This window comes from Fluviicola sp., from assembly GCF_039596355.1.
In the GTDB taxonomy this organism is placed as follows: Bacteria; Bacteroidota; Bacteroidia; order Flavobacteriales_D; family Crocinitomicaceae; genus Fluviicola.
Window position 1 is genome coordinate 248,876 of record NZ_JBCNJW010000001.1, and the last position, 26,128, is coordinate 275,003.

19 protein-coding genes are annotated in these 26,128 nt (G+C 45.6%); 11 read left to right on the top strand and 8 right to left on the bottom strand.

All coding sequences use genetic code 11. The annotated features are described in order from the left end of the window. Positions 1–17 precede the first annotated feature (17 nt). Positions 18–6,248 carry a PKD domain-containing protein gene (locus ABDV94_RS01035; RefSeq protein ID WP_343604007.1) on the top strand — a complete coding sequence of 2,077 codons (6,231 nt, stop codon included), beginning with the start codon at positions 18–20 and terminating at the stop codon, positions 6,246–6,248. 74 nt (positions 6,249–6,322) lie between these two features. Here ABDV94_RS01035 and ABDV94_RS01040 read toward each other — a convergent pair whose 3' ends face one another. The 3 genes from ABDV94_RS01040 to ABDV94_RS01050 form a co-directional block, all read right to left on the bottom strand. Then, the gene (locus tag ABDV94_RS01040; protein ID WP_343604008.1) at positions 6,323–6,820 is read right to left on the bottom strand and encodes a DinB family protein; all 498 of its coding nucleotides are present in this window, start codon (positions 6,818–6,820) and stop codon (positions 6,323–6,325) included. Positions 6,821–6,947: 127 nt separating this feature from the next. Then, positions 6,948–7,631 (bottom strand): YafY family protein, encoded by a 684-nt coding sequence (locus ABDV94_RS01045; RefSeq protein ID WP_343604010.1) that lies wholly within the window; start codon positions 7,629–7,631, stop codon positions 6,948–6,950. Beyond that, a complete protein-coding gene (locus ABDV94_RS01050) occupies positions 7,628–9,037 on the bottom strand; it encodes an FAD-linked oxidase C-terminal domain-containing protein (protein WP_343604012.1) in 1,410 nt (469 codons plus the stop codon). The genes ABDV94_RS01045 and ABDV94_RS01050 overlap by 4 nt, the downstream gene beginning before the upstream one ends. Positions 9,038–9,368: 331 nt before the next feature. Between ABDV94_RS01050 and ABDV94_RS01055 the strand changes: the two genes are divergently transcribed. Next, positions 9,369–9,608, top strand: coding sequence for a hypothetical protein (locus ABDV94_RS01055; protein ID WP_343604013.1), 240 nt, complete (start codon positions 9,369–9,371; stop codon positions 9,606–9,608). 367 nt (positions 9,609–9,975) lie between these two features. Here the strand turns inward: ABDV94_RS01055 and ABDV94_RS01060 are convergent, their stop codons facing one another. Further along, positions 9,976–11,355 (bottom strand): MBL fold metallo-hydrolase, encoded by a 1,380-nt coding sequence (locus tag ABDV94_RS01060; protein ID WP_343604015.1) that lies wholly within the window; start codon positions 11,353–11,355, stop codon positions 9,976–9,978. 123 nt (positions 11,356–11,478) lie between these two features. Here ABDV94_RS01060 and ABDV94_RS01065 point away from each other — a divergent pair, with 123 nt between their 5' ends. The 4 genes from ABDV94_RS01065 to ABDV94_RS01080 all read left to right on the top strand — a co-directional run bounded on the left by ABDV94_RS01065 (position 11,479) and on the right by ABDV94_RS01080 (position 15,213). Next, positions 11,479–12,744 carry a DUF2130 domain-containing protein gene (locus ABDV94_RS01065; protein ID WP_343604016.1) on the top strand — a complete coding sequence of 422 codons (1,266 nt, stop codon included), beginning with the start codon at positions 11,479–11,481 and terminating at the stop codon, positions 12,742–12,744. A 165-nt stretch (positions 12,745–12,909) separates the two neighbouring features. Beyond that, positions 12,910–13,302 (top strand): VOC family protein, encoded by a 393-nt coding sequence (locus tag ABDV94_RS01070; protein WP_343604017.1) that lies wholly within the window; start codon positions 12,910–12,912, stop codon positions 13,300–13,302. 4 nt (positions 13,303–13,306) lie between these two features. Continuing rightward, positions 13,307–13,756 (top strand): GNAT family N-acetyltransferase, encoded by a 450-nt coding sequence (locus ABDV94_RS01075; RefSeq protein WP_343604018.1) that lies wholly within the window; start codon positions 13,307–13,309, stop codon positions 13,754–13,756. Further along, entirely contained in the window at positions 13,753–15,213 is a 1,461-nt protein-coding gene (locus tag ABDV94_RS01080) for a DUF2079 domain-containing protein (RefSeq protein ID WP_343604019.1), read from the top strand. Before ABDV94_RS01075 ends, ABDV94_RS01080 begins: the two co-directional genes overlap by 4 nt. Before the next feature lie 123 nt (positions 15,214–15,336). On the opposite strand, the gene ABDV94_RS01085 is transcribed toward ABDV94_RS01080, so the two are convergent. Both ABDV94_RS01085 and ABDV94_RS01090 read right to left on the bottom strand, forming a co-directional pair. Beyond that, positions 15,337–17,403: an OmpA family protein gene (locus ABDV94_RS01085; RefSeq protein ID WP_343604020.1), complete on the bottom strand. Its 2,067-nt coding sequence runs from the start codon at positions 17,401–17,403 to the stop codon at positions 15,337–15,339. A gap of 11 nt (positions 17,404–17,414) precedes the next feature. After that, positions 17,415–18,512: a tetratricopeptide repeat protein gene (locus ABDV94_RS01090; protein WP_343604021.1), complete on the bottom strand. Its 1,098-nt coding sequence runs from the start codon at positions 18,510–18,512 to the stop codon at positions 17,415–17,417. Between the two features lie 163 nt (positions 18,513–18,675). On the opposite strand from ABDV94_RS01090, the gene pcaF reads away from it, so the two are divergent. Genes pcaF through ABDV94_RS01115 form a run of 5 tightly spaced genes read left to right on the top strand, consistent with a single transcriptional unit; the run spans position 18,676 to position 24,733 of the window. After that, entirely contained in the window at positions 18,676–19,887 is a 1,212-nt protein-coding gene (gene pcaF, locus ABDV94_RS01095) for a 3-oxoadipyl-CoA thiolase (protein WP_343604022.1), read from the top strand. Positions 19,888–19,925: 38 nt separating this feature from the next. Then, a complete protein-coding gene (locus ABDV94_RS01100; RefSeq protein WP_343604023.1) occupies positions 19,926–21,500 on the top strand; it encodes a hypothetical protein in 1,575 nt (524 codons plus the stop codon). Further along, a complete protein-coding gene (locus tag ABDV94_RS01105) occupies positions 21,500–22,732 on the top strand; it encodes a hypothetical protein (RefSeq protein ID WP_343604024.1) in 1,233 nt (410 codons plus the stop codon). The genes ABDV94_RS01100 and ABDV94_RS01105 overlap by 1 nt, the downstream gene beginning before the upstream one ends. After that, positions 22,720–24,186 (top strand): T9SS type A sorting domain-containing protein, encoded by a 1,467-nt coding sequence (locus tag ABDV94_RS01110; protein WP_343604025.1) that lies wholly within the window; start codon positions 22,720–22,722, stop codon positions 24,184–24,186. The genes ABDV94_RS01105 and ABDV94_RS01110 overlap by 13 nt, the downstream gene beginning before the upstream one ends. Before the next feature lie 19 nt (positions 24,187–24,205). Further along, positions 24,206–24,733, top strand: a complete 528-nt coding sequence (locus ABDV94_RS01115) for a hypothetical protein (RefSeq protein ID WP_343604027.1) — start codon at positions 24,206–24,208, stop codon at positions 24,731–24,733. Positions 24,734–24,759: 26 nt separating this feature from the next. On the opposite strand, the gene ABDV94_RS01120 is transcribed toward ABDV94_RS01115, so the two are convergent. Both ABDV94_RS01120 and ABDV94_RS01125 read right to left on the bottom strand, forming a co-directional pair. Continuing rightward, complete coding sequence (locus tag ABDV94_RS01120; protein WP_343604029.1) at positions 24,760–25,278, bottom strand: HAD hydrolase family protein; 519 nt, start codon at positions 25,276–25,278, stop codon at positions 24,760–24,762. Position 25,279: 1 nt separating this feature from the next. Next, a complete protein-coding gene (locus tag ABDV94_RS01125) occupies positions 25,280–26,041 on the bottom strand; it encodes a DUF2520 domain-containing protein (RefSeq protein WP_343604030.1) in 762 nt (253 codons plus the stop codon). Positions 26,042–26,128: the final 87 nt, after the last annotated feature.

The window sequence follows — 26,128 nt, forward strand, 5'->3', positions numbered from 1 at the left end:
ACTAGAACTCTATGACTATGAAAAAAACTACTGCTTTCAGATTATTCTGCAACATTGTCTTGCCGTTTGTCTCTGTTTTGGGTTTTTCAACGATCTCGTTGGCTCAGTTTCCCGGTTGTCCCAATATCGACGCAGGTCCGGATCAGGTCTTACCCTGTTCTACACCCTGTACGAATTTGACGGCAACTCCTTTTGCTACCGGGGCAACGAATACATATACGGTTAGTTCTATTCCACATACACCTCCGATTGCGTATACTGCTGCAGGAGGTACTGCGGTTTCGGTTGGAACGGATGACGTTTGGAGTCCGATTATCAACTTGCCGTTTAACTTTTGTTTTTACGGAGTCAATTACAATACCTGTAAGGTAGGATCAAACGGTGCGATTCAATTCGGGCCTGCAAGTGGTGCAGGCACGCATCCATGGTCTTTCAGTGCAAGTTGTCCTTCCACGGCATTAACTGCTGCAGGACATATTTTTGGAGTGTATCACGATATGGATCCGACGATCGGTTCCCCTACCGGAACGGTAAAATGGTACCTCACAGGAACAGCACCCTGCCGCATCTTTGTGGTCATCTACAATGACATGCGCCAATACAACAATACGTACTGTCCGACGGTGAGATCAACCAGCATGATGGTCTTGTATGAAACGACCAACGTAATTGACGTTTATGTTCAGTCTAAACCGTTATGTACGGGGTGGAACAGCGGGAATGCCATTATTGGAATTCAAAACCCGGCTGGTACAGTGGGACTTGCTGCTCCCGGAAGAAATACCTCTCCTACGTGGTCCGTTTCGACTCCTGAAGCATGGCGTTTTACACCAACCGGTACGGCAAATTATTCAGTAGCGTGGTTTCAGGGGGCAACCCAAATCGGAACAGGAAATACGATCAACGTTTGTCCTTCGGGCACTACCACTTATACTTCAGTCATTACCTATAACAGATGTGACGGGACAACGGTAACGGCGAATGACCAGGTTCAGGTGAGTTTTTCCAATCTTGCCGCACCAACAGTGACACCAACAGCCGAATCCTGTGCGAATTACAATAACGGATCAGTCATTATTGATAACCCGGCAGGAGCAGGGCCTTATACCGTCAATATCTCAGGGCCTGCGTCCGGATCTGTCGTCGAGGCCAACACGGCCGGAGCCACGGCCAGTTTCACGAATTTACCGGATGGTAACTATACTTATACCGTCACCGGGGCTAATGGCTGTACCACGAGCGGAACCTTCACGATTGCTGCGGGGCCCGTGTGTTGTAGTGTAACTGCTACCGGAACAAACGTACTTTGTAACAGTGCAACAACTGGAACAGCTACGGCAACACCGGTTGGTTTAGCGCCATATACGTATTCCTGGACGGGTGGACAGACCTCTCAAACTGCTTCCGGACTGGGAGCAGGATCCTATACCGTAACATTGACAGACAACTCAGGTTGTGTGGCTACAGCTAACGTAACGATTACACAACCAACCGCATTAACGGGAACACTTACACCGGTTAACGTGAGTTGTAACGGAGCATGTAACGGAACAATTACCGTTGCTGCTTCCGGAGGAACACCGCCTTATCAATACAGTATCAACGGAGGTGCATTCCAGGCATCCAACTCTTTCACAGCGTTGTGTAACGGAACGTATGCCGTAACAATCAGAGATGCGAACAACTGTACGGTTGTATTGAACCAGAACATCACACAGCCTGCAATTCTGAACTTAACCCAGGCATCCAATACACCGGCAACCTGTGGTTCAAACAATGGTTCGGTAACGGTTACACCTTCAGGAGGAACGGCTGCTTACACCTATACCATTGACGGTGGAGCGAGCCAGGCAAGCGCTACTTTCAACGGATTGGCTGCCGGGACACATACGGTTGTCGTAACAGATTCCAAAGGGTGTACGAAATCACTTACCATTACGATTACAGCTACCAATGCTCCGATCGCATCGATCCAGAGCCAGACAAACGTAAGCTGTTTCGGTGGGGTGAACGGATCTGTGATCATCGGAGTAGCAGGAGGATCTTCTCCTTTTACCTACTCTCTTGGCGGACCTACACAAGCTTCAAATACATTTACGAACCTGACAGCAGGTTCTTATACAGCAACAGTAACGGATGTGAACGGATGTACAGCTACTGTTCCGGTGGTCATCACAACTCCTCCGCAGCTGACGTTCACTTCTACGCCTACAGCGGCTTCTTGTAATGCTGTTTGTGACGGACAAATTCAGGTGAATGCTTCAGGAGGTACTTCACCATACCAGTATTCTTCGAACAACGGAGTTACTTACGGATTGGCAAACCCACTGACCGGGTTGTGTGCGGGAGTTGTCCATGTGGTTGTGAAAGATGCGAACGGATGTTTGACAAACGCTGACGTAACGATTACACAGCCAACACCTGTTAGTGCAACATTTGTAAAAACAAACCCGATCTGTAACGGATCTTGTGACGGAACTATTTCTGTAACAGCTTCCGGAGGAACACCAACATACCAGTATTCATTGAACGGCGGAGCTTTGCAATCCGGAACAACGATTACCGGTGCATGTGGCGGTAACAACACGATTTTGGTTCAGGATGCACACGGATGTCAGTTCTCATCGGTTCAGACACTGGTTGATCCTCCGGGATTCGGTATCGACACAACAACCGTTATTTCTTCCAACTGTGGATTCAACAACGGATCGATTACAGTAGCTGCGAACGGAACAAACGGACCGTTCCAGTATTCAATGAATGGCGGACCGCTGCAAACTTCCGGAACCTGGACAAACTTGTTTGCGGGAGCATACGAAATTACTGCGGTAGACCAATTGGGTTGTTCCGAGTCTGTATTCTTCGGGATCAATGACGTTGAAATGGAAGGGATCACGCTTTACCAGACAGATGCAAACTGTTACGGTGTTGCGGACGGAACCATTGAGGTTCAAAACGTGAGTGGTGCTGCGCCGATTACATACGAGTTAGATAACTCCGGAGTAACGCAATCAAGCGGTTTCTTCCCAAGCTTGCCTTTCGGATCGCATATCGTAACGATTTACGATGGTGGATTCTGTGTCTTCACAATCCCGTTCACGGTAGAAGAACCTACAGAAATCCAGTTTGACACCGATGTAACCAATATCAGCTGTAATGCAGGAAATACGGGAGAAATTGACTTCATCAACGTTTCAGGAGGTACGGGATCACACCAGTTCAGTATTGACGGTGGGAATACGTTCCAAACGGGAACAAACTTTACAGGCCTTGCAGCAGGAACGTATGATCTGGCTGTCATGGATGACAACGGATGTATGGTGACCGGTTCGGTTACTTTGACACAGGCTCCGCCGCTGGTTATGAGTGCAACTATTTTTGACCTGACTTGTTTCAACAACAGTACCGGAGCAATCCAGATCGGAACAACCGGAGGAACAGGAGCATACCAGTACAGTATTGATAACGGAGCAACATTCTCTCCGGTTGAATCATTCTTCAGCTTGCCTGCAGGAACGTACAATATCGTGACTCAGGATGCGATGGGATGTGAAGTAACGGGTACAGCAGTTGTAAATCAGCCAACGCAGCTTGCTGCAACATATACGCCTACAAATGCACTTTGTAACGGTGCCTGCAACGGACAGATTGCGGTAACTGCAAGTGGAGGAACAGCTCCATACCTGTACAGCCCGGATAACGGATTGAACTATTATGTTGCTTCTACTTTAACCGGATTGTGTGCCGGAAACGTAGACATCCAGGTGAAAGATGACAAAGGTTGTTTCATTACTGCGGTTCAGACAATCGGACAGCCAACCGCTGTTACAATTACTGCAACTCCTACCGATGAAACGTGTGCTGCAGCCAACGGACAGATTGCTGTTTCGGGTTCCGGAGGAACGGGAGCTTACCAATACAGTATTGATAACGGAACAACCTACGCTCCGGTAACCGCTTACACCGGATTGAGTGCAGGAAACTATACGATCTACATTCAAGATGCAAATAACTGTTCTGCAAATACCACTGTTTCCGTTTCGAACCAGGCTTCTCCGATCATTATCGGTGCGGCAGTTCAGAATGTGAGCTGTAATGCAGCTTGTGACGGACAATTACAGGTAACGGTTTCAGGTGGAACAGGAGCGATCTCTTATTCTATCGGAACACCACAGGCTGCTTCGTTAATCACGAACATTTGTGCAGGAAACTATACGCTGACGATTACGGATCAGAACGGATGTACGGACACTGAGCCGGTAGTGGTTACAGAGCCAACACCATTGACAGCAACGGTTACGCCAACTGCGCTGACTTGTTTTAACAACAATACCGGTCAGATTACCTTCAGTGCTTCAGGCGGAACAACACCGTATCAATACAGTATCAACAACGGAACATCGTTCTCCAACCAGACTACGGTACAATTCCTGAGTGCGGGATCATACAACACCATTGTGCGTGATGCTCATGGATGTGAGGTAAACACGACTGTGGTCATAACGGAGCCGGCTTTGCTGACAATTCAGAACATTGCGGTGAACAATGCAAGCTGCCACGGTGTGTGTGATGGTGATGCGACTGCCACTGTAACAGGAGGAACGGTTGCTTACAGCTACACCTGGTCGAACGGAGCTACAGGATCGAATACAACGAATGCGCTTTGTGCAGCTTCCTATACCCTGATGGTACAGGATGCCAACGGTTGTTCAACGACCCAGGGATTCAACATCACAGAACCGCCATTATTGGTAATCACGAGTACAAGTGCTACGGATGCGTTGTGTAATGGCGACTGTAATGGTGAAATTTCAATCAACTCTGCGTTGGCAACAGGATACAGTATCGATAACGGTGCAACGTTCCAGCCGTCGAATGTCTTCACAGGACTTTGTGCGAATACGTACCCGATCGTTGTTCAGGACGCTGCAGGATGTACGCAGTCAGGAAGTATTGTGGTAGGACAGCCGCAGGTGTTGGTTCAGGGAGCAATTCCTGAAAATGGTTTGCTGATCTGTTATGATGGTTACGGAACATTGTCCGGTAATGCAACGGGTGGAACTGCTCCATACTTGTTTGTATGGAACACGGGAGATACAACACAGTATCTGAATGTGAACCTGACAGCGCCAGCAACATTTACCTGTACGGTATATGATCAGAACGGATGTGTTTCAAACGTTCAATCGGCCAATGTAACGGTAAGACCTCCGTTTGTTGCTTCGGTAACAACGCCGGTAATGGCTTGTCCGGGATTCCCTGTTACGATGACAGGATCAGGTACGGACGGATTGCCTGGATATTCGTACCAATGGTTGACTCCGACAAACCACGATACTTTGTCTACGGGTGTATCTTATAGCTATACTCCGGGAATGTCTGAAACGGTATTGATGGTTGCAAACGACCAGTGTTACCGATACGATACAATTCCTGTAACGGTGCAAATTTACAATTTGCCAAGTCCTCAGTTTACGGTAGATCCTGCATCCGGGTGTTCTCCTTTGTCGGTGAACTTTGATTTCCCTCAAGGTGTTCCCGGAACACTTGCAAGTGCAAGCTGGAACTTCGGAGACGGTTCAACAGGAACAGGAGTTTCAACTACCCATGTGTTTACAGAAGTTGGATGTTACGATGTGTATGTGGAGATTACAACGAATGAAGGATGTATCACCGATACAACATTACAGAACGTGGTATGCGTGGTTCCGGATCCGATTGCAAACTTCACGTGGAGTCCGGTACCACCGTCAACAGTGAACTCTACGGTTACCTTCAATGACAATTCTGTAAATGCGATTGCTTATAGTTGGGATTTTGGAGCATTCGGAACTTCTACCCTGGAAAACCCGATGGTGAATTACGGAGATATTGAGCCGGGAAGCTACCAGGTTTGTTTGACGGTAACTTCTCCGGAAGGCTGTCAGAACCAAATCTGTAAACCGATTACGTTTATCGAAGAATTCCTGATTTGGATTCCGAATACCTTTACACCGGACGGGGATGAGTTCAACAATATCTTCAGACCGGTTATCCCTGTAGGAATGGCACTGGATGATTATACCTTTATGATCTATGACCGCTGGGGAGAAGTTTTGTTCGAATCTCACGACGTAGCTGTAGGTTGGGATGGAACCTACCACGGTGAAACAGTAAAAGAAGGGGTGTATACCTGGACAATTGTTGCCCGCGGAGGTGGAGATAAGAAACCTCGCAAGCTTGAAGGGCACGTGAATATGTTAAAATAATAAGCTAAATAATCAAACAAAACGGGGCGTTTACTGTGAAGTAAACGCCCCGTTTTAATTCCTGACAGGACCGGTTAAAAATCCGTATAGTCTGCTGTTGGTCCGTAGCTCGGCGGAACCGGAATTCCCAGTAAGCGGTAGTTTACCCCCAATTGCGCGCGGTGATGTACCGTTTGGTTGTGAGCCATTCTGATGATTTCTTCTTTGGTGCGTTGGGAATGAATTTTATCTCCGGATCGCAAGGTCCAGATTTCATCCAGGGTAGCATCATTTACCTGGTTCAAAGCCGACATCCCTTTGGCAAGACATTCCTCAAAGTACGTTGTAGCCTCTTCCAGTGAGTTTAGCTGTTTGGGGGTGTAAGGCGTTTTTTCAAAATCCAGCTCATCTGTCATAACAGCCATTTCAGCCCAAACCGGAAGTTCGAGTACGTGCTGAAAGATATCGCTGAGTTTCATACTTTTCTCGTGCACCTTGTAATCCATTTTGTCGAATGGAAACGCCTCGATGAATCTTCTGGTGGTTGCCGCTTCTTCGGCCAATTGTGCCTGTAATTGCTCTTTTCTTGTCATGATTTCTAATTTTTATACAAAGAAAAAGCGGGACACTGACAACCCTATGGCAGTCTGATTTTTTTACAAATAGAAAAGTTAACTGAGCGGAGTCGAAGTAACTTTTCAATTCTCCATTCTAAATTGGTTAGTAGTTCACCGGAAGTTTGTATTCACTGAGAGAAAGGTGTTTTTCTACTTGAAAGGGATTCATGGTTTTTCGAAGCTGTTGAATCCGGTCAATCTTAAAATCGCGGTAATCTTTCCGGAGCTGGCAATACCCGATCAGGTGCCACGAAAAAGCGTAAAATACCAGCCCTATTGGTTCTACCACTCGTTCCAGTTGTTCGTCTTTCAAACTACAATACGTGATTTTTACTTGTTTTTGTTCGGTAATGGCCTGCTGGATTTCTGCTAAGTAGTCGAATTCATTGTTCAGGCGCAGGGGGAGTTGCAATTTGATGCTTTGATCCAGCAAGTCGATTTTTTCCTTGTCGACCTGTTTCAAGACGGCTTTGATTTTGGTCAGAGCACTGTTGAAGTTATTCTGAACCGAACGGTCTCCAAAACCACCGACCAATGATTGCGATAAGAGCAATGCATTTGCTTCATCAAGTGTGAAAGAAACCGGAGGAGTAAAATATCCCGGAACAATGAAGTAGCCCCGGTTCGGTTCGAAACTGACCGGAATTCCGGCTTCTCCGATTGCTTTGATGTCGCGGTAAACCGTTCGGACGCTGATTTCGAATTTTTCCGAAATGTGCTCGGCGCTCACATATTTGCGCGATTGCAGCAGGGTAACGATCCCGAATAAACGATCTACGCGGTTCATGATTGCTGTTGAGGTAAAACTTTTCCCGGATTCAACAGGTTCTTCGGATCAAAGACCTGTTTGATGGAACGCATAAGATCCAATCCTGTTTCGCTGAAGGCCAAATCTATGTACGGAGTTTGAACCAGCCCGATTCCGTGTTCTCCTGAAATAGTTCCTCCCAGGCGCACCACTTCGGTAAATAATTCCCGGATGGCTTCCGGAAGTTGGTTGTTCCAGGCATCTTCGCTCAGTTGATCCCGGATAATGTTGACATGCAGGTTTCCATCGCCGGCATGACCATAGCATACTGATTTAAACCCGTATTTCCGTTCCAGCTCTTTGACCTTCTTCAGCAATTGAGGGAGTTCGTAACGCGGAACAACGGTATCTTCTTCTTTATAAGTGGAGTGTGTTTTAACACATTCCCCGATTTTTCGCCGCAAACGCCACAAGCTTTCCTTTTGTGCTTCCGTTTCGGCAAACAAAATCTCATCAATATCGAATTGTTCTGCCAATTCCATGATTTTTTCGCTTTCCTGCATCAGGATGTCCATATTGAACCCATCGAGTTCGATCAGCAAATGCGCATCGTGGTCGTCTTTGAGTAAATCCGGAGCATCGTCGACATAAGGAGTGGTAAAAATGATCGCATCCCGGTCCATGTATTCCAGTCCGCTGGGAATAATTCCCGCCATGAAAATCTTTCCGACCGCTTCACACGCTTCCACGCCATTTCTGAATGGAATCAGGAGCAACACGGTGTGTACCGGGTGAGGAATCAGGCGAAGTACAATTTTCGTAACTACGGCCAGCGTTCCTTCACTTCCGATGATTAACTGCGTCAGGTTATAGCCCGTAGCATTTTTGATGACGTTAGCGCCTGTCCATAGCACTTCTCCGTTTGGTAGTACCACTTCCAGGTTGAGTACCCAATCTTTGGTTACACCGTATTTTACGGCTTTCGGACCGCCGGAGTTTTCAGCAATATTTCCACCGATGAAACAGGAACCTTTGGAAGCCGGATCAGGAGGGTAGAACAATCCGACAGCTTTTACGGCATTCTGAAGTTCTTCCGTGACTACTCCCGGTTCGGTAATTACCTGGTGGTTCAGTTCGTCAATCCGGATGATTTTATTCATGCGTTCCAAACTCAGAAGCACGCCCCCATGATTGGCCAAAGCCCCGCCGCTTAACCCGGTTCTCGCTCCTGATGGAGTTACTATCAGGTCGTTTTCATAGCAATAACGCATGATGGAGGAAACCTCAGCAGTTGTTTCAGGTTTTACGACCACAGCAGGGTAAAACACAAAGTCTTCGGTGTGATCGGAAGCATAATGTGCGTCAATTGCTGTTCCTGCCTGTACGCGATCATTCAGTAAATGCTTGAAAAAATGAAGATGTTTCTCTTCAATAATGGCTGTCATTGTGCGGATTTTCAGTAAAAATAACGAATTTGAATCGAGTGTAAACGAATACCAACTTTTTATGGGCAGATTTCAGGATGAATAAATTGGCATATACACTTTGTTTATTTTTGAATAAAAACAAAGCATGTTACTACGCGACAAGGATTACGTATTTTACTTGGATTCAGGGGTAATGAATTCAAAACAACCAATGAAAATTGTGAATGCAGTTGTTGTTGGGACTAAGAATTATGTGTTCTTAATTCCTACCAAAACAGTGGGGTTGTTTCTAATTTTGGACACCATTAAAAATCACGCTTATTTTCAAGGGGTAGGTATTCCAGAGGGTGTGAAAAAGTTGATTGATCATTCGAATTCCGTGGAAGAACTGGAAGAATCATTGAAAGCTTTGCTGGAGGAAGACGAGAAGTACGTTCATTTTATTCCTGAATGGCCTTCGTTTAAGTTTAAGGGATTTCTCGGGAAACATACGCTCCGTCTTGGAAAAGGAGGAACCGGTGCCTGGAGTTCTGTGACTGTCAATGGAAAAGGAAATAGCAAGCAATTCAGAACTTATTATGGACAATAATGTGGTCTGTTAAATACAAAATGGTTTCTGTCATTACAGAAACCTTGACGACGGAATGCAAGGTTTGTAAGGATCAAAATAAAAAAGCGATAGTATCTGAGAAAAGGCTTTTAACCTTTTTGCGCGTGATTCCGATTCGACTTGCAACCGAACGTGTAGAGATTTGCCCAACGTGTAATGCGCGTATGAAAGTAAAAGAATCGAGCCGGTTGGTTGATTCTAAAATCTGAATGAATACCTTATCCGGAACTTCCCACACATTTTTATAATTTGATAAAATTGTGTGGGAAGTCCATTTTCAGCGGCTTCGGGACAGTCGCAGCTTTGAAAGATGACTGCTGTTCCAACTGTACGACAACTACCGGTTCTATTCAAGTAAAACGGATTCCATCATTTTCGGAACGAACACTTCCAGTTTTAACTCATGCTGGATACGAACTCTCAACGCATCAGTTTGATGGGGTTCCCCGTGATTCAGAATGATTTGTTGGGGTTTGTTTTTGAAACCTTTCAGCCATTGAATCATTTCAGAATAATCAGCATGTGCAGAAAGTGAGTCGATGTGCCGGATTTCGCATTTCACTTTGCGGTACTCGCCAAAGAATTTAATTTCCGTTGAACCGCTCAAGATAGCACGTCCGCGGGTTCCTTCTCCCTGGTATCCAACAAAAAGCAGGGTATTGTCCGGATTGTCGATATGTGCATTCAGGTAATGCAGAATTCTCCCTCCTTCAATCATACCGCTTCCGGCAAGAACGACCTTGGGTTTCTGATCTGCAACCTGCAGCCTGGATTGTTCCGCGTCCTGGATCAGGTAAATATCTTCGAACATGCGATCAAGTTCATAATTGGAAATTTTTTGCCAGTCCGGGTAGCGTTTATAGGTGTTGGAAGCATCGATTCCCATCGGAGAATCGAGAAAAATCTTGCATTTCGGCAAAAGTTCTTCTTCCCGCAATTGATAAATCAGGTAGAGTATTTCCTGCGTTCGTTCCACAGCAAAACTCGGAATCATTAAAATACCGCCCCGGTGAATGGTTTGCTCAATAACTTCCCGGAGTTTTGATTTGACGTTTTCCTGCAGGTGTAAACGATCTCCGTAGGTTGATTCCAGGATCACATAATCGGCCTCTCTGACATGTTTTGGAGGATAGAGCAGCATGGGATCCAAACGGCCTATATCGCCTGAAAAGAGCACTTTTTTTCCGTTAGCCAAGGCGTTTACAAATGCTCCACCAAGGATATGGCCACTATTCAGAAATTCAAATTTGAAGTATTCATGAATGATGACCCATTCATGGAGATTGTGTCCTACAAACAAGGGGAGGCTGTTCATAACATCTTTTAAGGTGTACAGAGGTTCTGCATGCTCGTGCCTGGTGTACTGGTGTTTATTGGCGCGTTCGGCGTCTTCTTCCTGGATTTTGGCACTGTCTTTCAATATAATTTCAGTTAGTTCCAGCGTAGGGTACGTACAATGAATGGGACCTTTAAATCCTTTTTTTACCAATAATGGAATATACCCGCAGTGATCCAGGTGAGCATGTGTTAATACGATTGCGTCAATGGTTTTGGGATCTACCGGAAAGTCATCCCAGTTCAGTAAACGAAGTTCCTTTAATCCCTGAAATAATCCGCAATCGATTAATATCCGTTTTCCGTTGATTTCAACCAGGGTTTTTGATCCTGTGACTGTCCCGGCTCCACCAAGGAAAGTAAGTTTAACAGCTTTGTCTGCATCTATCATATAACAAATGAATTGTGGGTTGAATGATAAAAGTAAGTGATTGAAGTCTGGAAAAAAATGATTTAGATGGGTGAAAATGAAGTTTTGCGCTTATTTTGTAATTTAGAATCAAATAACGCACTCATGAATCAAATTTCTTGTCCTAATTGCGGTACTCCGATTGATGTGAATGATATTCTTGCACATCAGCTGGAAGAGCAGATTCAGCGCAAATACCAGCTTCAGTTAAACGAAGCCCGTGATGAATTTGCCCAGAAACAGGACATCCTGCAACGTGAGAAAGAAGCCTTTGAAGAGAAAAAACGCCGGGAAAATGAGCTTTTCCAGGAACGCTTCGAGCAAAAACTGAAAGAAGAGCGAAAATCCCTGGAAGAAAAATTGAAAATCAAACTGTCGCAGGAACAGGATGAGCAATTTGCGCTTTTGCAGAAGGAACTAAATGAGAAATCAGAGCAAATCAAAGAATTGAACCGGAGCAAGGCCGAAATTGAAAAACTCAAGCGCGAAAAAGACGAACTCAGGGAACAGGTTGAAGCAGAAGCCCAGAAAAAACTGAATCTCCAGTTACAGGAAGAAAAAGAAAAAATCAGGAGATCAGAGGAAGAACGCAATGAACTCCGGATGAAAGAGCTGCTCAAACAACTGGAAGATCAGAAAAAGCTCACCGAGGAAATGAAGCGCAAGCAGGAGCAGGGCTCCATGCAGTTGCAGGGAGAAGTGCAGGAGTTGGCGATCGAAGAGTGGCTGATGGCCCAATTCCCCTTAGATACGATTGAAGAAATCAAGAAAGGAGCGAGGGGAGGAGACTGCATTCAGACCGTGCACACACGTACGCAGCAGAACTGCGGAACGATTTATTACGAATCGAAACGCACCAAGGAATTCCAGCCTTCCTGGATTGAAAAATTCAAGGCCGATATTCGTGACAAAGGAAGTGATATCGGCGTGTTGGTAACGGAAGTGATGCCTTCGGATATGGAACGGATGGGGCTGAAAGACGGCATCTGGATTTGTACCTATGAAGAATTCAAAGGACTCTGTTCTGTGTTGCGGGAAACCATTATCCGGATCAGCAGTACGCTGGTTTCGCAAGAAAATAAGGGTGACAAAATGCACTTGCTCTACGATTTCCTCACCAGTTCTACCTTCCGCATGCAGGTCGAAGCCATTGTGGAAGGATTCACGCAAATGAAAGCAGATTTGGAAAGTGAGAAACGCTCCATGCAGCGAATCTGGAAACAACGCGAAAAACAAATTGAAAAAGTCATCGTTAACACCATCGATATGTATGGTTCGGTGAAAGGAATTGCCGGAAATGCCGTACAGGAAGTGAAATCACTTGAACTTCCGGGAAGTAGTGACACCGATGATGACGATGAAGAAGACTAACAAATAGAAGCCGGTCATGAAAACAGGGGATGATGACTGTTGTTTGCCACGACTGAAGAATAAACCCGTCGCAATTCTTCAAAAAGTTGAACAGATTCGGTTTCTTTACAAACAAGAAAAATTCAAACCCCGGAATTCTCTATACAATACATAAAGTAACATACTATGATTCAATTCGCTTACACGATTTTGTACGTTTCCGATGTCAGAAAATCGGTTGAGTTTTATTCCAGGGCCTTTGGTTTTGACGTGAAGTTTATTGCTCCCGGAGACGATTACGCGGAGTTACTGACAGGAAATACCACCTTGTCATTCGCGTCTCACTCACTTGCAAATTCAAATCTGAAAGACGGTTTCCAGGAAAGCACTCCCGGAGCAAAACCATTCGGAATTGAATTGGGATTTGCCACCCGGGACGTAGAAGCAGCCGTAAACAAAGCATTTGCAGAAGGAGCGTCACTGGTTGAAAAACCGAAAGAAAAACCCTGGGGACAAGTGGTTGCATACGTACGTGACCCGGAAGGTTTTCTGATTGAACTATGTACCCCGATGAATTAATCGCATGAATCACATACGTCCATACCACCAACAGGATCAAGAATCCGTACTGCATTTGTTCGATGCCAATTGTCCTGCATACTTTGCTCCCGAAGAAAGAGTCGATTTGGAAAACTACCTGGATTCCGAACTGGAAGACTATTTCGTGATCGAGTCTGACGGGAAAATCGTTGCCAGCGGAGGAATTAACCTGCGTAAAGAGGAAAACAAGGGGGTGCTGAGCTGGGGAATCATTCACCCGGACTATCACGGAAAAGGAATCGGAAGAGTATTGGTGTCTCACCGGGTGAATCACCTGAAAACGGTTCATCAGGTAGAACGTATCGGAGTACGAACTACTCAGTTGGTGCATGGATTTTATGCCAAATGTGGATTTGAGCTGAAAAAAGTAGTGAAAGACTACTGGGCTCCGGGATATGATTTATACGACATGGATTACAAGGAAAAAGCATGAACAGCATCCGAAATTTTTACGCGGCAGTGAAACAGGTTCCCGAAAAGTACCTCATCGTTTTGATCTTTGCCATCATCTACATCCTGATTTCATGGGTGAATCATTATTTATTCCGAACCTATGCACTGGATCTCGGTTTGTATTCCAATGCATTGTACGATTATTCGCATTTTCAGTGGAATGACAGCACAACTTTTAAAGCAAACCCGGAAAACCTGATGGGGGATCATTTTGATTTTTACCTGATGCTGTATTCACCGTTTGTTTGGATTTTCGGATCGTATACCTTGCTGGTTGTACAGGTTACAGCACTGCTTTTCGGGGGATTGGGAGTTTACAGGTATTTCCGTACAAACCGCTTCCTGGCAGCGTCAGCCATGATTTTCTTCTATTCCTTTTTCGGTGTTTTCTCTGCCTTATCGTATGATTTTCACGACAGTGTCGTTGTTGCAAGTTTGGTTCCGTGGTTATTTGTCTTTACAAAAGAGCGGAAACTCAAATCCTGTATCTTGATGATTGTCATTTTGTGGATGGGAAAAGAAAACAGTCCGTTGTGGATCGCATTCATTTGTTTCGGTCTTTCACTTCAATTGTGGAAAGAATCCAACTGGCGTAATTTCTACCTGCTCGCTGGTTTTTGTTCGATGGTATACTTCCTGATCGTCCTGAAACTGATTATGCCGAACCTGGCCGGAGACGGTGTTTATCCGCATTTTGATTACAGCATTTTGGGAGGATCAATGGCAGGGGCAGTCAAACACCTGATTCTGCATCCAATCGATTCATTCCAACTGATGATTTCGAACTTTAACGGCGATCCGATGGCCGACAATACCAAAACCGTGTTGTTCCGCTATTTGTTCTATTCCGGTATTATTTTGCTTCTCTTCCGCCCGTCGTATCTCGTAATGCTGATCCCGGTTTTCTTCCAGAAACTCTTTCACGACTCGCCGGTTATCTGGGGTGTAGGATTTCACTACTGCATTGAATTCACACCGATCCTGGCCATCGGAGTATTTGAAGTTGTTGATAAACTCAAAAAGAATTCATTCAAAAGGATCGGCGCATCAATGGTCCTTGTTTCTGCAATGGTCATCACGCACAAACGAATGGTTGAGCCGTATTTTTACACTCCGGAAACCACTATCAACTTCCTGGCGAAAGTGCATTATCAAAAAGAGTACAACGTGAAGCCGGTATACGAAGCGTTCAAACTGATTCCTGACAATGCGGTTGTTTCGAGCCAGTCAAACTTGCTGCCTCATTTGGCAAACCGTAATTACTGCTACATGTACCCGACGGTTAAAAACGCCGAATACATTATCCTGGCTAAGAAAGACACGCCGTATCCGCTAAATGACTCGATCTTTCAGGTGGAGATCAAAAAGTATCAGGATTCCCCGGAATGGATCAAACTCGTGGATCGGGAAGAAGTGTTATTGCTGAAAAAACGCTAATGGTATTCATTTCGTTGAAATGATCTCCTGACTGAAATCTGTACTCGCTAAAGGCACGTCTGCGGATCACTAAAACAAAAAAGGAGGACCTGAATCCTCCTTTCGTTTGATCGCATATTCCGATCAGTTTCCTTTGATCTCGAATTCCGTTCGGCGGTTTTGCTGCTTCCCGTCTTCCGAGTTATTGGATGCAATCGGTTTGGAAGAACCATATCCTTTTGCGGTCATACGGCTTGCAGAAACCCCTTTTTGAGTCAGGTAGCTGACTACTGCTTCAGCGCGTTGTTGCGACAAGGTTTCATTCAAAGTTGCAGAACCGGTATTATCCGTGTGCCCTGAAATCTCGATTTTCAGACTTGGGACATCTTTCATCAACTGAACCAAACGCTCCAATTCGGCATTGGATTCCGGGCGCAGTGTTGCTTTGTTCACATCAAAGAAGATGTTTCGCAGCGCAATTTTCGACCCGATAGCAATGTTCTTCAGCTCGATGACCTTGTTTACCAGGTTGTCATCCGCTCCGGCAGGAATGTCGAAGTTCTCAGAATGGAACAGGTAGCCCGAAGCTTTCACTGCAATCCCGTAATTCTTTCCGGAGTTCAGCGTAATGATGAATTTTCCGGTTGCGGAGTTGGTCGTGAATGTTTCGATTACTTTCCCGGTTGCGTTGTCCGTGATTTCAATTTGTGCTTCCACCGGCTTTCTGGAGATCGCATCGATGGTAATTCCTTTGAAAACGGTCAAACTCTTTTTCTTCACTTCCACGGATTTCTCAATGGTGTGGTCTTTAACGGGCATCACCACACTTGCAAGCAGGTAATCTTCCGTTTCAGAAATCGGTTTTTTCTCCTGCCCCCAGAAAGTGACTTTGTAGATATCAAAACCACCCTTTCCTCCGGCTCTGTTGGAAGAAATATAGGCGAATTTACCGTTTGCGGTAGAAGCAAAGAAGAAATCGTCATACGGCGTATTGATCGGGTAGCCCATGTTTACCGGAGTGGTCCACTGACCCTGTACTTTTTTGGAAATGAAAATATCGTATCCTCCCATTGATTCATGTCCCTGGGAAGCAATGTACATGCTTTCACCATCAATGTGGATATAGATCGGTCCGTCGTTGAATTTGGAGTTAACTCCCGTCAGCATGGTTGCAATCATGAAATCCTGTTTCATTTTATTCTGCATCCCGGAGAACATGATCTCGGAACCAGTTTCGCGGATTCCGTTGTCGCGGCTGAAATAAATCTTCCAGCCGTCTTCGCTGTAGGAAGCATAACGCTCGTTGTTTTTGTCCGAACTGATGAAAATGCTTAGCCTGGTAGGATCAGACCATTCGTTTCCTTTTAGTTTTGATTCGAAGATATCGGTCTGACCTCCCGTTTCGCGGTGCAACAGCATCTTGGTTCCGTCGTAGGAAAGACAGTTCGAAATATCGTCGTTTTTGGAGTTGATCGGACCTGCAAGGCGGGTTGGAGTAGACCATCCGTTGTCCAGCAGGGTCGATGAATAGATCTCGTAATCGTAAATTCCCAGAGCATCCGGTTCGTGGCTGTTGGCTCTGTTGGAACTCAGGATCATTTCAGAACCATCGGTCGAAATAGACGGAGCAATATCGTCTTCTTTGGAATTCAGTGACGGCACGTTATCGACCCAGCAACGCACCGGTGAAGCTTCAAACTTTTTGGAAGTCACACACTGTTTTTTGCGCAGGTTCACGAATTTCATGAAATCATCTGCCTTTTTATATTCTGTTTCAAAAGCAGTATAATACTTGGATGCCTCGTCGTATTTTCCCTGAATCTGGTTCACATATCCCAGGTAGTAATTCAGGAAAGGATCGCAGGCAGGATCCAGTTTTTGTGCTTTTTTGATGTAGTCAACGCATAGGATCGGATCGGTGGAATTGGCGTAGCAAACCCCGATCTTGTAATTCAGCAGCGCATTGTTCGAATTGAACTTCTGTGCTGTTTCGAAGTGTTTCAAGGCACTTTTGAAATTGGTACCGAAATCCTGAACCGCAAAAACGGCAGTCATTCCGACTTTGTAGAACTCATCACCCTTTTCAATTTCTGCCAGTGCACTTTTCAGGCCTTCTTTATCGTCTTTGAAATTCGCCGATTTGAAATCGACATTTTGTGCAAAGCTATTCGCCGTTAAACCAATAACGACTAGTGTTAGTAATTTTTTCATCGTGTTTGGTATTAATTGCTGCAGTTTCCTGAATGACATGTTTTTCCTTCCGTTGAGCCGAGGTCACTGGCTTTTTTCCAGTCAGCACAGGCATCGTCCATGTTGCGGAGCATTTCACGTGCCATTCCTCTGTTCACATATGCTGAAGCATAATTCGGATCGGCATTGATGGCTTTGGTAGCCAGTTCTTCCGCCTTTTTGAAATCTTTCCGTTTGAAGTAAATCCCGGAAAGGTTGGAAGCTGCGGGAGCGTATTTGGGATTGATCGACAATGCCTTTTCAAAATCTTTGATCGCATCGTCGAGGTTTCCTTTTTCGAGGAGTGTTACCCCGCGGTTATTGTAAGCCAGGAAGAAATTGGCATCTACCGAAATAGCGCGGTTAAACGCTGCCAGTGCGCCGGTATAATCCTTCATTTTCTTTTTGGTTGTTCCCACATTGTTCAATACAAAAGCCAGGTTCGGATTTTTACGCAGTGCCGCCTCGTAATCCTCAATCGCTTTCGGGTAGTTTTCCAGCATGCGGTAACAGCTTCCGCGGTCGTTGTAAGCCATTGGACTTGCCGGATCCAATTCGATGCTTTTGCTGAAGTATTTGATTGCAGTGTTGTAATCCTGTTGCAAGAATTTCAAGGTTCCGTAGTTGTAGTATGCTTTCGGATTGTTTGGGTCTAGCTTGATGGATTCTTCGTAATCTTTCTCTGATTTCAGGTAATCAGCCAGGCCCTGGTATGCTCTTCCGCGCTGGAAATACGCTTTCGAGTAAGCAGCCTGTTTCTTGATCAGGGTGTTGAAAGTCGAAATGGCATCATCATACAATTCCGCTTCGTTTTCTGCTACTCCCTTGTTGTAATACGCAGCCGTGAAATTCGGGTCGGAAGCAATCGATTTGTTGAAAGAAGCAATGGCCTCTTTGAAGTTTTTTTGGTTGAAAAGTTCGATTCCTTTGTTGTAGGCCTCCTGGCTGGCTGCGATTGCTGCGTTACTTTGATTCAATTTTGTAATGGAATCGCGATACCTGACTTCTGCTGCGGTCATATTCTCGGCCTGAGAATACGATAACGCAGTGAAAAATAGCATTCCAGCCATCAATGGGACGGATTTTTTCATAGCTTGTAATTTGGTTTAGGGTGTTGAATTTAATAAAATATATGCCGGGAGACGGTCAATACTTATCAACAGGATGGGGAAGCTTTTAACAGAATCCGAATCACACGGAATATTCCTTATTTTCGTAAAAATTAAACAAACGAACGGTTAAACGAAAGATTTAATGGCAGCAAAGGACGCATACATAGTGGCTGGTGTAAGAACCGCAATTGGAAATTTTGGAGGAACGCTTTCCCCGGTAAGAGCAGATGATTTGGCAGCACATGTTTTGGATGCGTTGTTGAAAAAAGTTCCGGAACTCGATCCGGCGGCGATTGAAGATGTCATCCTCGGATGTGCCAACCAGGCAGGGGAAGACAACCGCAATATTGCCCGGATGGCTTTGCTGCTTGCTGGATATCCGATCACTGTGGGAGGAGAAACGGTGAACCGTTTGTGCGCATCCGGAATGTCGGCAGCTGTGAATGCTGCGCGTGCACTCCAGGCTGGAGCAGGAGACCTCTATGTTGCCGGTGGAGTGGAACACATGACACGCGGACCGTGGGTGTTGTCTAAGTCATCAGCACCTTTCGGAAGAGATCAGCAATTGTTCGATTCTTCTTTCGGATGGCGCTTCATCAACCCGAAAATGGAAGCATTATACGGAACGGATGCCATGGGAATGACTGCTGAAAACCTGGCTGAACTGCACCACATTTCCCGGGAAGACCAGGATCGTTTTGCAGCCTGGTCGCAGGAAAAAGCCGTAAAAGCGCAGGAAAACGGCATTCTTGCACAGGAAATAGCCGGCATTTCCATTCCGCGTAAAAAACAAGACCCTTTGTTCTTTGACCAGGATGAATTTATGAGACCGGGAACAACCCTGGAAAGCCTGGGCGGATTGAAGCCTGCTTTCAAAAAAGACGGTTCCGTAACAGCTGGAAATGCTTCGGGACTGAATGACGGAGCCGCTGCGCTGTTACTAGCGTCAGATCAGGGATTGAAAGACCACCACCTGAAGCCTCTGGCTCGTGTGGTATCTGCCGCAGTTTCCGGAGTGGAGCCACGTATTATGGGAATCGGGCCGGTTGAGGCTTCCCGTAAAGCACTGGAAAGAGCCGGTCTCACATTGGATCAAATGGATGTATTGGAATTGAACGAAGCATTTGCAGCCCAGGTGTTGGCTTGTACCAGAACCATGGGATTGGATGACCGGGATTCCCGGATCAACCCGAACGGAGGTGCAATCGCATTGGGACACCCGCTTGGAATGTCCGGATCACGGATTCTGCTCGCGGCGGCAAACCACTTGCAGCGCACCGGAGGAAAGTATGCATTGGTAACGATGTGTATCGGTGTGGGACAGGGATATGCGACCGTCATCGAACGCGTTTGATTCCAACCTATTTCAAAAAAATGTATCACTAACGTACCATGAAGAAACTCGTTTATTTGCTCTGTATCGGCCTGGTTTTCGCTTCCTGTAAGAAGCGGGAAAAAGCCATTTGGGACACGGATTGGAAAGCTCCGCTGGTTCAGGACAGCCTGACCTTGTCGGACCTGGTTGCAGACTCACTGCTGACGGTGGTTTCCGGGAATTATGTACTGGATGTCAATGCTTCCCTGTTCGAATTCAAATTGAGCGACTTCGTGAACCTGCCGGATACCAGTGTTGAAAGTACTTTTCACGTATCCATTAACATTCCGGCAAGCCCCGGAGTGTCATTCGTTAACAAGGTCGAAGACCACGTGATTGAAATGGGGGATGCGCAGCTGAAGAAAGTGCGCGTAAAACAGGGGGGAGTTCACCTGAAAGTGTTCAACCCGATCGGAACAAAGACCTTCTTTACCATTTCACTTCCCGGTGTCACTAGAAACGGGACTGTTTTGGCCCAGGAATTCGTAGCGCCGGCAGGAACTCAAAGCAATCCGGGAATTGCCAGCGGATTTGTGGATCTGAGCGGCTACGAACTGGATTTGACCGGAGCAGACGGAACGTCCTACAACCGCATCCAATCCAGCATGCAGGTGAAATCCGATCCGAACGGGCCTTCAGTGATTGTGCAAACAACGGATATCATCAAATTCCAGTTTTCCATGACCGATGTACAGCTCGACTACGCAAGAGGTTATTTCGGGAGCGAACTGGTTTCCGATACCGTTTATGCGTATATCGATGCCCTGAATAATATTGCAGATGGAATCCTGGATGTGGATCCGATGACCTTTGACCTGACGATTGAAAACGGACTGAAAGTGAATGGGAAATTCAAGATCAATTCCCTGAAAAATATCAATGCGGCCGGAAATTCCGTTGCTTTGGTACACCCGAATATCGGAACCTGGAACACGATCAATGCCGCAACAGGCTCGAACGGAAATATTACTGCAAGCAACACAACACTGAGCTTTACGCCTGGAAACAGCAACTTTGAACAATACGTTGAAAATCACGGGGCGAAAAACGAGTTGAGTTTTCAGCTTCAGATGAATCCGTGGGGAAATGTCTCCGGAGGATGGGACGAAATTTACGATGCGCATCCGCTGCGGGTAAAACTGAACGGCATGTTCCCGCTGCATGTGGGAATGAGCGATTTGATTTTCCAGGACACCTTCGATCTGAGTTTGGTGAACGATGCCAGTAAAACACACGTGAAATCCGGGCAGTTGTGGGTAAATGCCATGAATGCATTCCCGTTTGAAGGAACACTCGAATTGTATCTGCTGGATGAAAACTTCCAGACCGTTGGAATTGTTTCCGGGAGCAGCGCGGTTGAATCCAGTGTGTTCGGATCGGTTGTAAACGGAATCATGCAGAAGAAAAGCGTGGTGTATTTCCCGGTTTCGGAAACTATCTGTAATGAAATCGGTTCGGTGAAACACTGCATGATCAAGCTGAAATTGAACACCTACAATGCAAACGGACAAAACGTACAGGTTTCGATTCCGGCAGGAGCCTTTTTCAAATTCAAACTCGGTGCCGACCTAACTCTTGAAAATCACTTGTAATGAATAAGTTCATTCTCACGATAAGCTCACTTTTCCTGGTTGTTTCGTCTGTATTTGGGCAATCAACCTTTCCTCTTTTCAGAGACAGTTCATTACAGGCAAACCGGCTCACCGTTTCGGGAAACATGGATTTGACCGGAACTTCGATGCGGAAAGAGTTTGTCAATACCTTGTTGTTCGGCGGAACAATCGATTCTGAAATGAAAGACCGCACGCTGAAATCGCATCGTGCAAACAACCGGCTGGGAATTTTCGCCAGCGGAGACATCAGTTATGTAGCCGGAGCATCGAGCCTGTTCAAATCGGGAAAATATTCCTGGTTGGTCAAAGGCGGTTACTATGTAACCGGGAACATCAATTACACGAAAGATGCGTTCAAACTGACATTCTACGGAAACAGCTACCTGGGAGCGGCAGATACGGCGAATCTCACAGGAACCCGGATTTCCGGGATGCAATTTCAAAAAGTAGGTTTCGGATTCTATCATAAAAAAACGGGAAGCTCGCTCACGTTGAACCTGGTGAATGTCCAGAATCAGTACGGAGGCTATATTCGAAACGGGAAATGGTACCAGGGAGCGGATGCCGATACCATTAACCTGCGACTCAACGGCGATATGACGTATTCGACCGGGAATAATTTCAGCAAAGGAATTGGTTTTGCAGTCGATTTTGACTTTTACCTGAAAGTTCCGTGGTTGAAAGATTCGGCTACTTTCCAGTTCACGGTTCAAAACCTGGGAGCAGCTTACATGTTCAAATCCCAGACCAGCTATTTTGCCGATTCAACCTATCGCTACAGCGGGTTCACCCTGGATCAGATCAAAAACAGCGGAAACCTGTTCGGAGACAATTTCTCCCTGCTGGATTCCCTGAATGTGGAGAAAAAAGAGGTAAAACGCTGGGTCATGGTTCCGGCGTTCATCCAGATTTCGAAACTGGTGGACATCCAATCGGCTAAAAAACTGCAAAGTTTCTTCGGAATCCGCTTTTACCCGACAATCGGGATTGTTCCAACCGGTTTTGCCGGGTTGTTTTACCGGTTTGTTCCGCGCGTTTCTGCTTCGGCAAACATCGCATTCGGTGGTTCTTCCATCGTGCGCGGAGGTTTGATGTTCGGTTATCACGGAAAACAACTGGGGATTCAACTGGGAACAGATGATATTTATGGTTTGATCTCTAAAAGAGGATTCGGCCAGTCAGCATTAATTCGTTTATCATGGCTACTCTAAGAACTATTCTCGCCATTTTGCTGTTGTTTTGCGCTTTTGAAGGCAAGGCACAGATTTCATTTTACCGGGTGTTCGGAGGAAAAGGCTATGATCGCGGGGAAGGAATTGTTCAGTTGCCCGACAGCTCCTACATGATCACGGGTTCGTCTTCGAGTTTTGAAGATGCGCCTTCCCAGGCATTTTTGCTGAAACTGGATAAATACGGATTCCACACATGGTCGAAAGAATACGGCGGTTCGGAATTTGAAGAGGGAAGAAGAGTCATCTTTGTTCCGAATTACGGCTATTACATCGTCGGGACATCCTCCAGCGGCGTCAGCGGAAGTTTTGATGGTTATGTGGTTTTTACGGATTTGTCCGGGAACCAGCAGTGGGAAAAATGGTACGACAAAGGTGGCTGGGAACGCTTCCACGATGCCATCCTGATGCCGGATACCAGTCTCGTTCTCTTCGGAGAAACCAACGCAAACCCGGAAGAAACGGAAGATCAATATGCCGTCCGGATTGATAAAGACGGTGAAATCATCTGGCAGCAGCAGCAGGGTGGAGTCGGAGTAGACTACTTCAATAAAGGAGTGAAGATCACAGACACCACATACGCTGTAGTGGGAACCGCTTATTCTGTAGATTCCTTAAAGTCGAAGGCATCTGTTGCTTATTACCACATCGACGGATCGCTTTTGTGGGACACCCTTACGGGAAGCAACGGCGAATACCTGCTCAATGACGTTCAGTTTGTTTCTAACCGGATTATGTGTGTAGGAGAAAAGATCCGCACCGGGAAAACCGATAAGGATAACTACCAGATTTTCCTCACGGTCGACGGGGATTTCATTTCGGACGAAGACTCATACAATTCCAATGAAAACCGGTATGTGGGCTTTGTGAACTATACGGCTTCTCTGGGCGACAAATATTTCCTGGTTACTCAGGGGTATGATCCGCAGTATTCCTACCCCGGTGGCGAAGATTGCGTGATTAACCGCTTCAGTTCTTCCTTTTACTGGGATGGCTATGGTTTGGGATATAACGGTTTGGGCCAGGATCAGATCAACCAGATTATTCAAACGAATGACGGGTATGCCGTTACGATCGGGTATCACAGCGATCCGGGGTATACCACCGGAGGAACTTCTCTGTTTATCGTGAAACTGGCAAATGACAACAATTTTCCTTCAAACGCAGCCCCAACGGTTTACAGTATTTTAAGTGTAGACCAGCTCGAAAGCGCTCCGGATTTTGCTTTTTATCCGAACCCGGTAAACGGATTGCTCTACCTGGATGCTCAAAGTTCCTTTGACCGGATCGAAGTCACTGATCTGACCGGAAAACAAGTCTTTTCGGGAGCATACCCGCTTGCTTCAATCGAAACGTCTTCGTGGAATTCCGGAACTTATTTGCTGCGTTTTTCCGTGAATGGAAACTGGTATTCAAGGAAAGTGGTGAAGTGGTAAGCTGGTGTAAACTTGTGATATGTATTGGAAAAAATATCTTTTAATAACACTGTTTTTCTTGAACGCCTCAAATTTTGTGTTTTCTCAAAATTGTGATGTTTTTGCCAGTAATGGGATGGATGGCCAGATTACGGATTACAATACAGATAGTATATTTAGTCAAAATCCGAATGTTAAAGCTCAATTCTTGTTTTATAAAAGATCTCAAGGTAAAACAATCGTGTTGTTCCATTATTTTGAAAAAGATGGAATAGCGTATTATAGAAATGTTTTGGGGTCTAAACATCTCGAATTAAGTAATCATGTTCGTTTTAATTCGGGATCGGATTCTGTGGAAACCGGCAATTTTTATGTTAACTGTCCAGGCAGTTATTCTTGTGAAGGAAACAATGGGATTGTTGCTTGTTTTAACAATAATACAATTGTGAAACTTACGTCCTTTGATTGTAATCTCAAAGAGTTATTAATGTCTAATCAACAGTTTGTTTTAAGTAACAAAAAGTTTTGGGAGTTGTTTTTCGAAAATATTCGAAAAATGCTCGGTTAAAATATGTTAGTGCCTTTATTTCCATCCTACCACACAAACGCTTCTTCATGAAACCAGTTGTCCTGAACGCGTAATACTTGTTCAATCACATCCCGTGCACAGCCTTTGCCACCATAGTAAGGCGATTGGTAATGTGAAACATGCTTGATTTCAATCACAGCATCTTGCGGACAAGCAGCCATGCCCACCATGCGCATCACCTGGTAATCCGGGAGATCGTCGCCCATGTAGAGCACTTCGTTGTCCTGAAGCTGGTAATTTTCTTTGATCTGTTTGTAAACCGCTACTTTGTCAGATGAGCGCAGGTGAACTTCCGAAACTCCCAGGTGCAGCAAACTGCTTTTTACAGGCTCTGAGTTCCCTCCGGTGATAATAAACACCTTGTAGCCCTTCTTTACGGCATATTGAATGGCGTAGCCGTCTTTGGAATTCAATCCGCGGAGTAAATCTCCTTCATACGGGAAAACAGTTCCATCGGTTAAAACGCCGTCGATATCGAAAATGAAAGTGGAAATGTCGTTCAAACGCTCTTTGTAGCTGATCATCTTATTTGTGGTGTTTGATAATACTGTTCGTCAATGTCTGGTAAATGTTCTTCTGGTCTGGATCGAGCAATTGTAAGTGCTTTTGAATGGTGCTTTGATCGTTGCGTACCGCAGGTCCTGTCAGAATCTCGTGCGGATCGTTGGTCTGAATCTTTTCAATCGTTTGATTGATCAACGGTTTCAGCCAGTCAAATTCGATGTCATGTTCCTTGCAATAATGCGATGCCAGGTCGATGATGTGATTGGTGAAATTGTTTGCAAACACCGCTGCAACGTGCAGGTACTGGCGTTTTTCTTCCGAAAGCTCAATGGCATTTCCACTGAATTCAGTGGCAAGAGAAACCAGGAAAGACTTGAATGCAGTGTCTTCTGCTTCAATGAAAATCGGGAGTTTTTCCCAGTGGATCACCTGGTCTGCCTTGAAACTTTGAAGCGGGTAGAAGGTTCCAACCGCGTGTTTCGTCTTCAAATGATTGAGATTCACCGTTCCGGAAACGGAAACCACCGGAGCGTAATTCGACACCAGGCGCACCATTTCAACCATGTTGTTGTCATTCACAGCGCAAAAAACCAGGTCAAAATCAATAAACTCCTTGAAATCGTTGGTGAATTGAACCTCTTTGGGAGCGGTCAGATTCGGAATGGTGTTTCCCGACCGGGAATACACGGTTAATTGGTTATGTCCTAATTCAATCAATCGCTGCAGGAAGTGGATTCCCACATTTCCCATTCCAACGATCCCGATTTTCAATTGTTGATTCATGATTCAAAGTTAAAATTTAATTGTAAATGCCCGATCCCGGAGCCCGTCATTTCGATAAGATATAGGCTGAGACTCGTTCAATTGGAC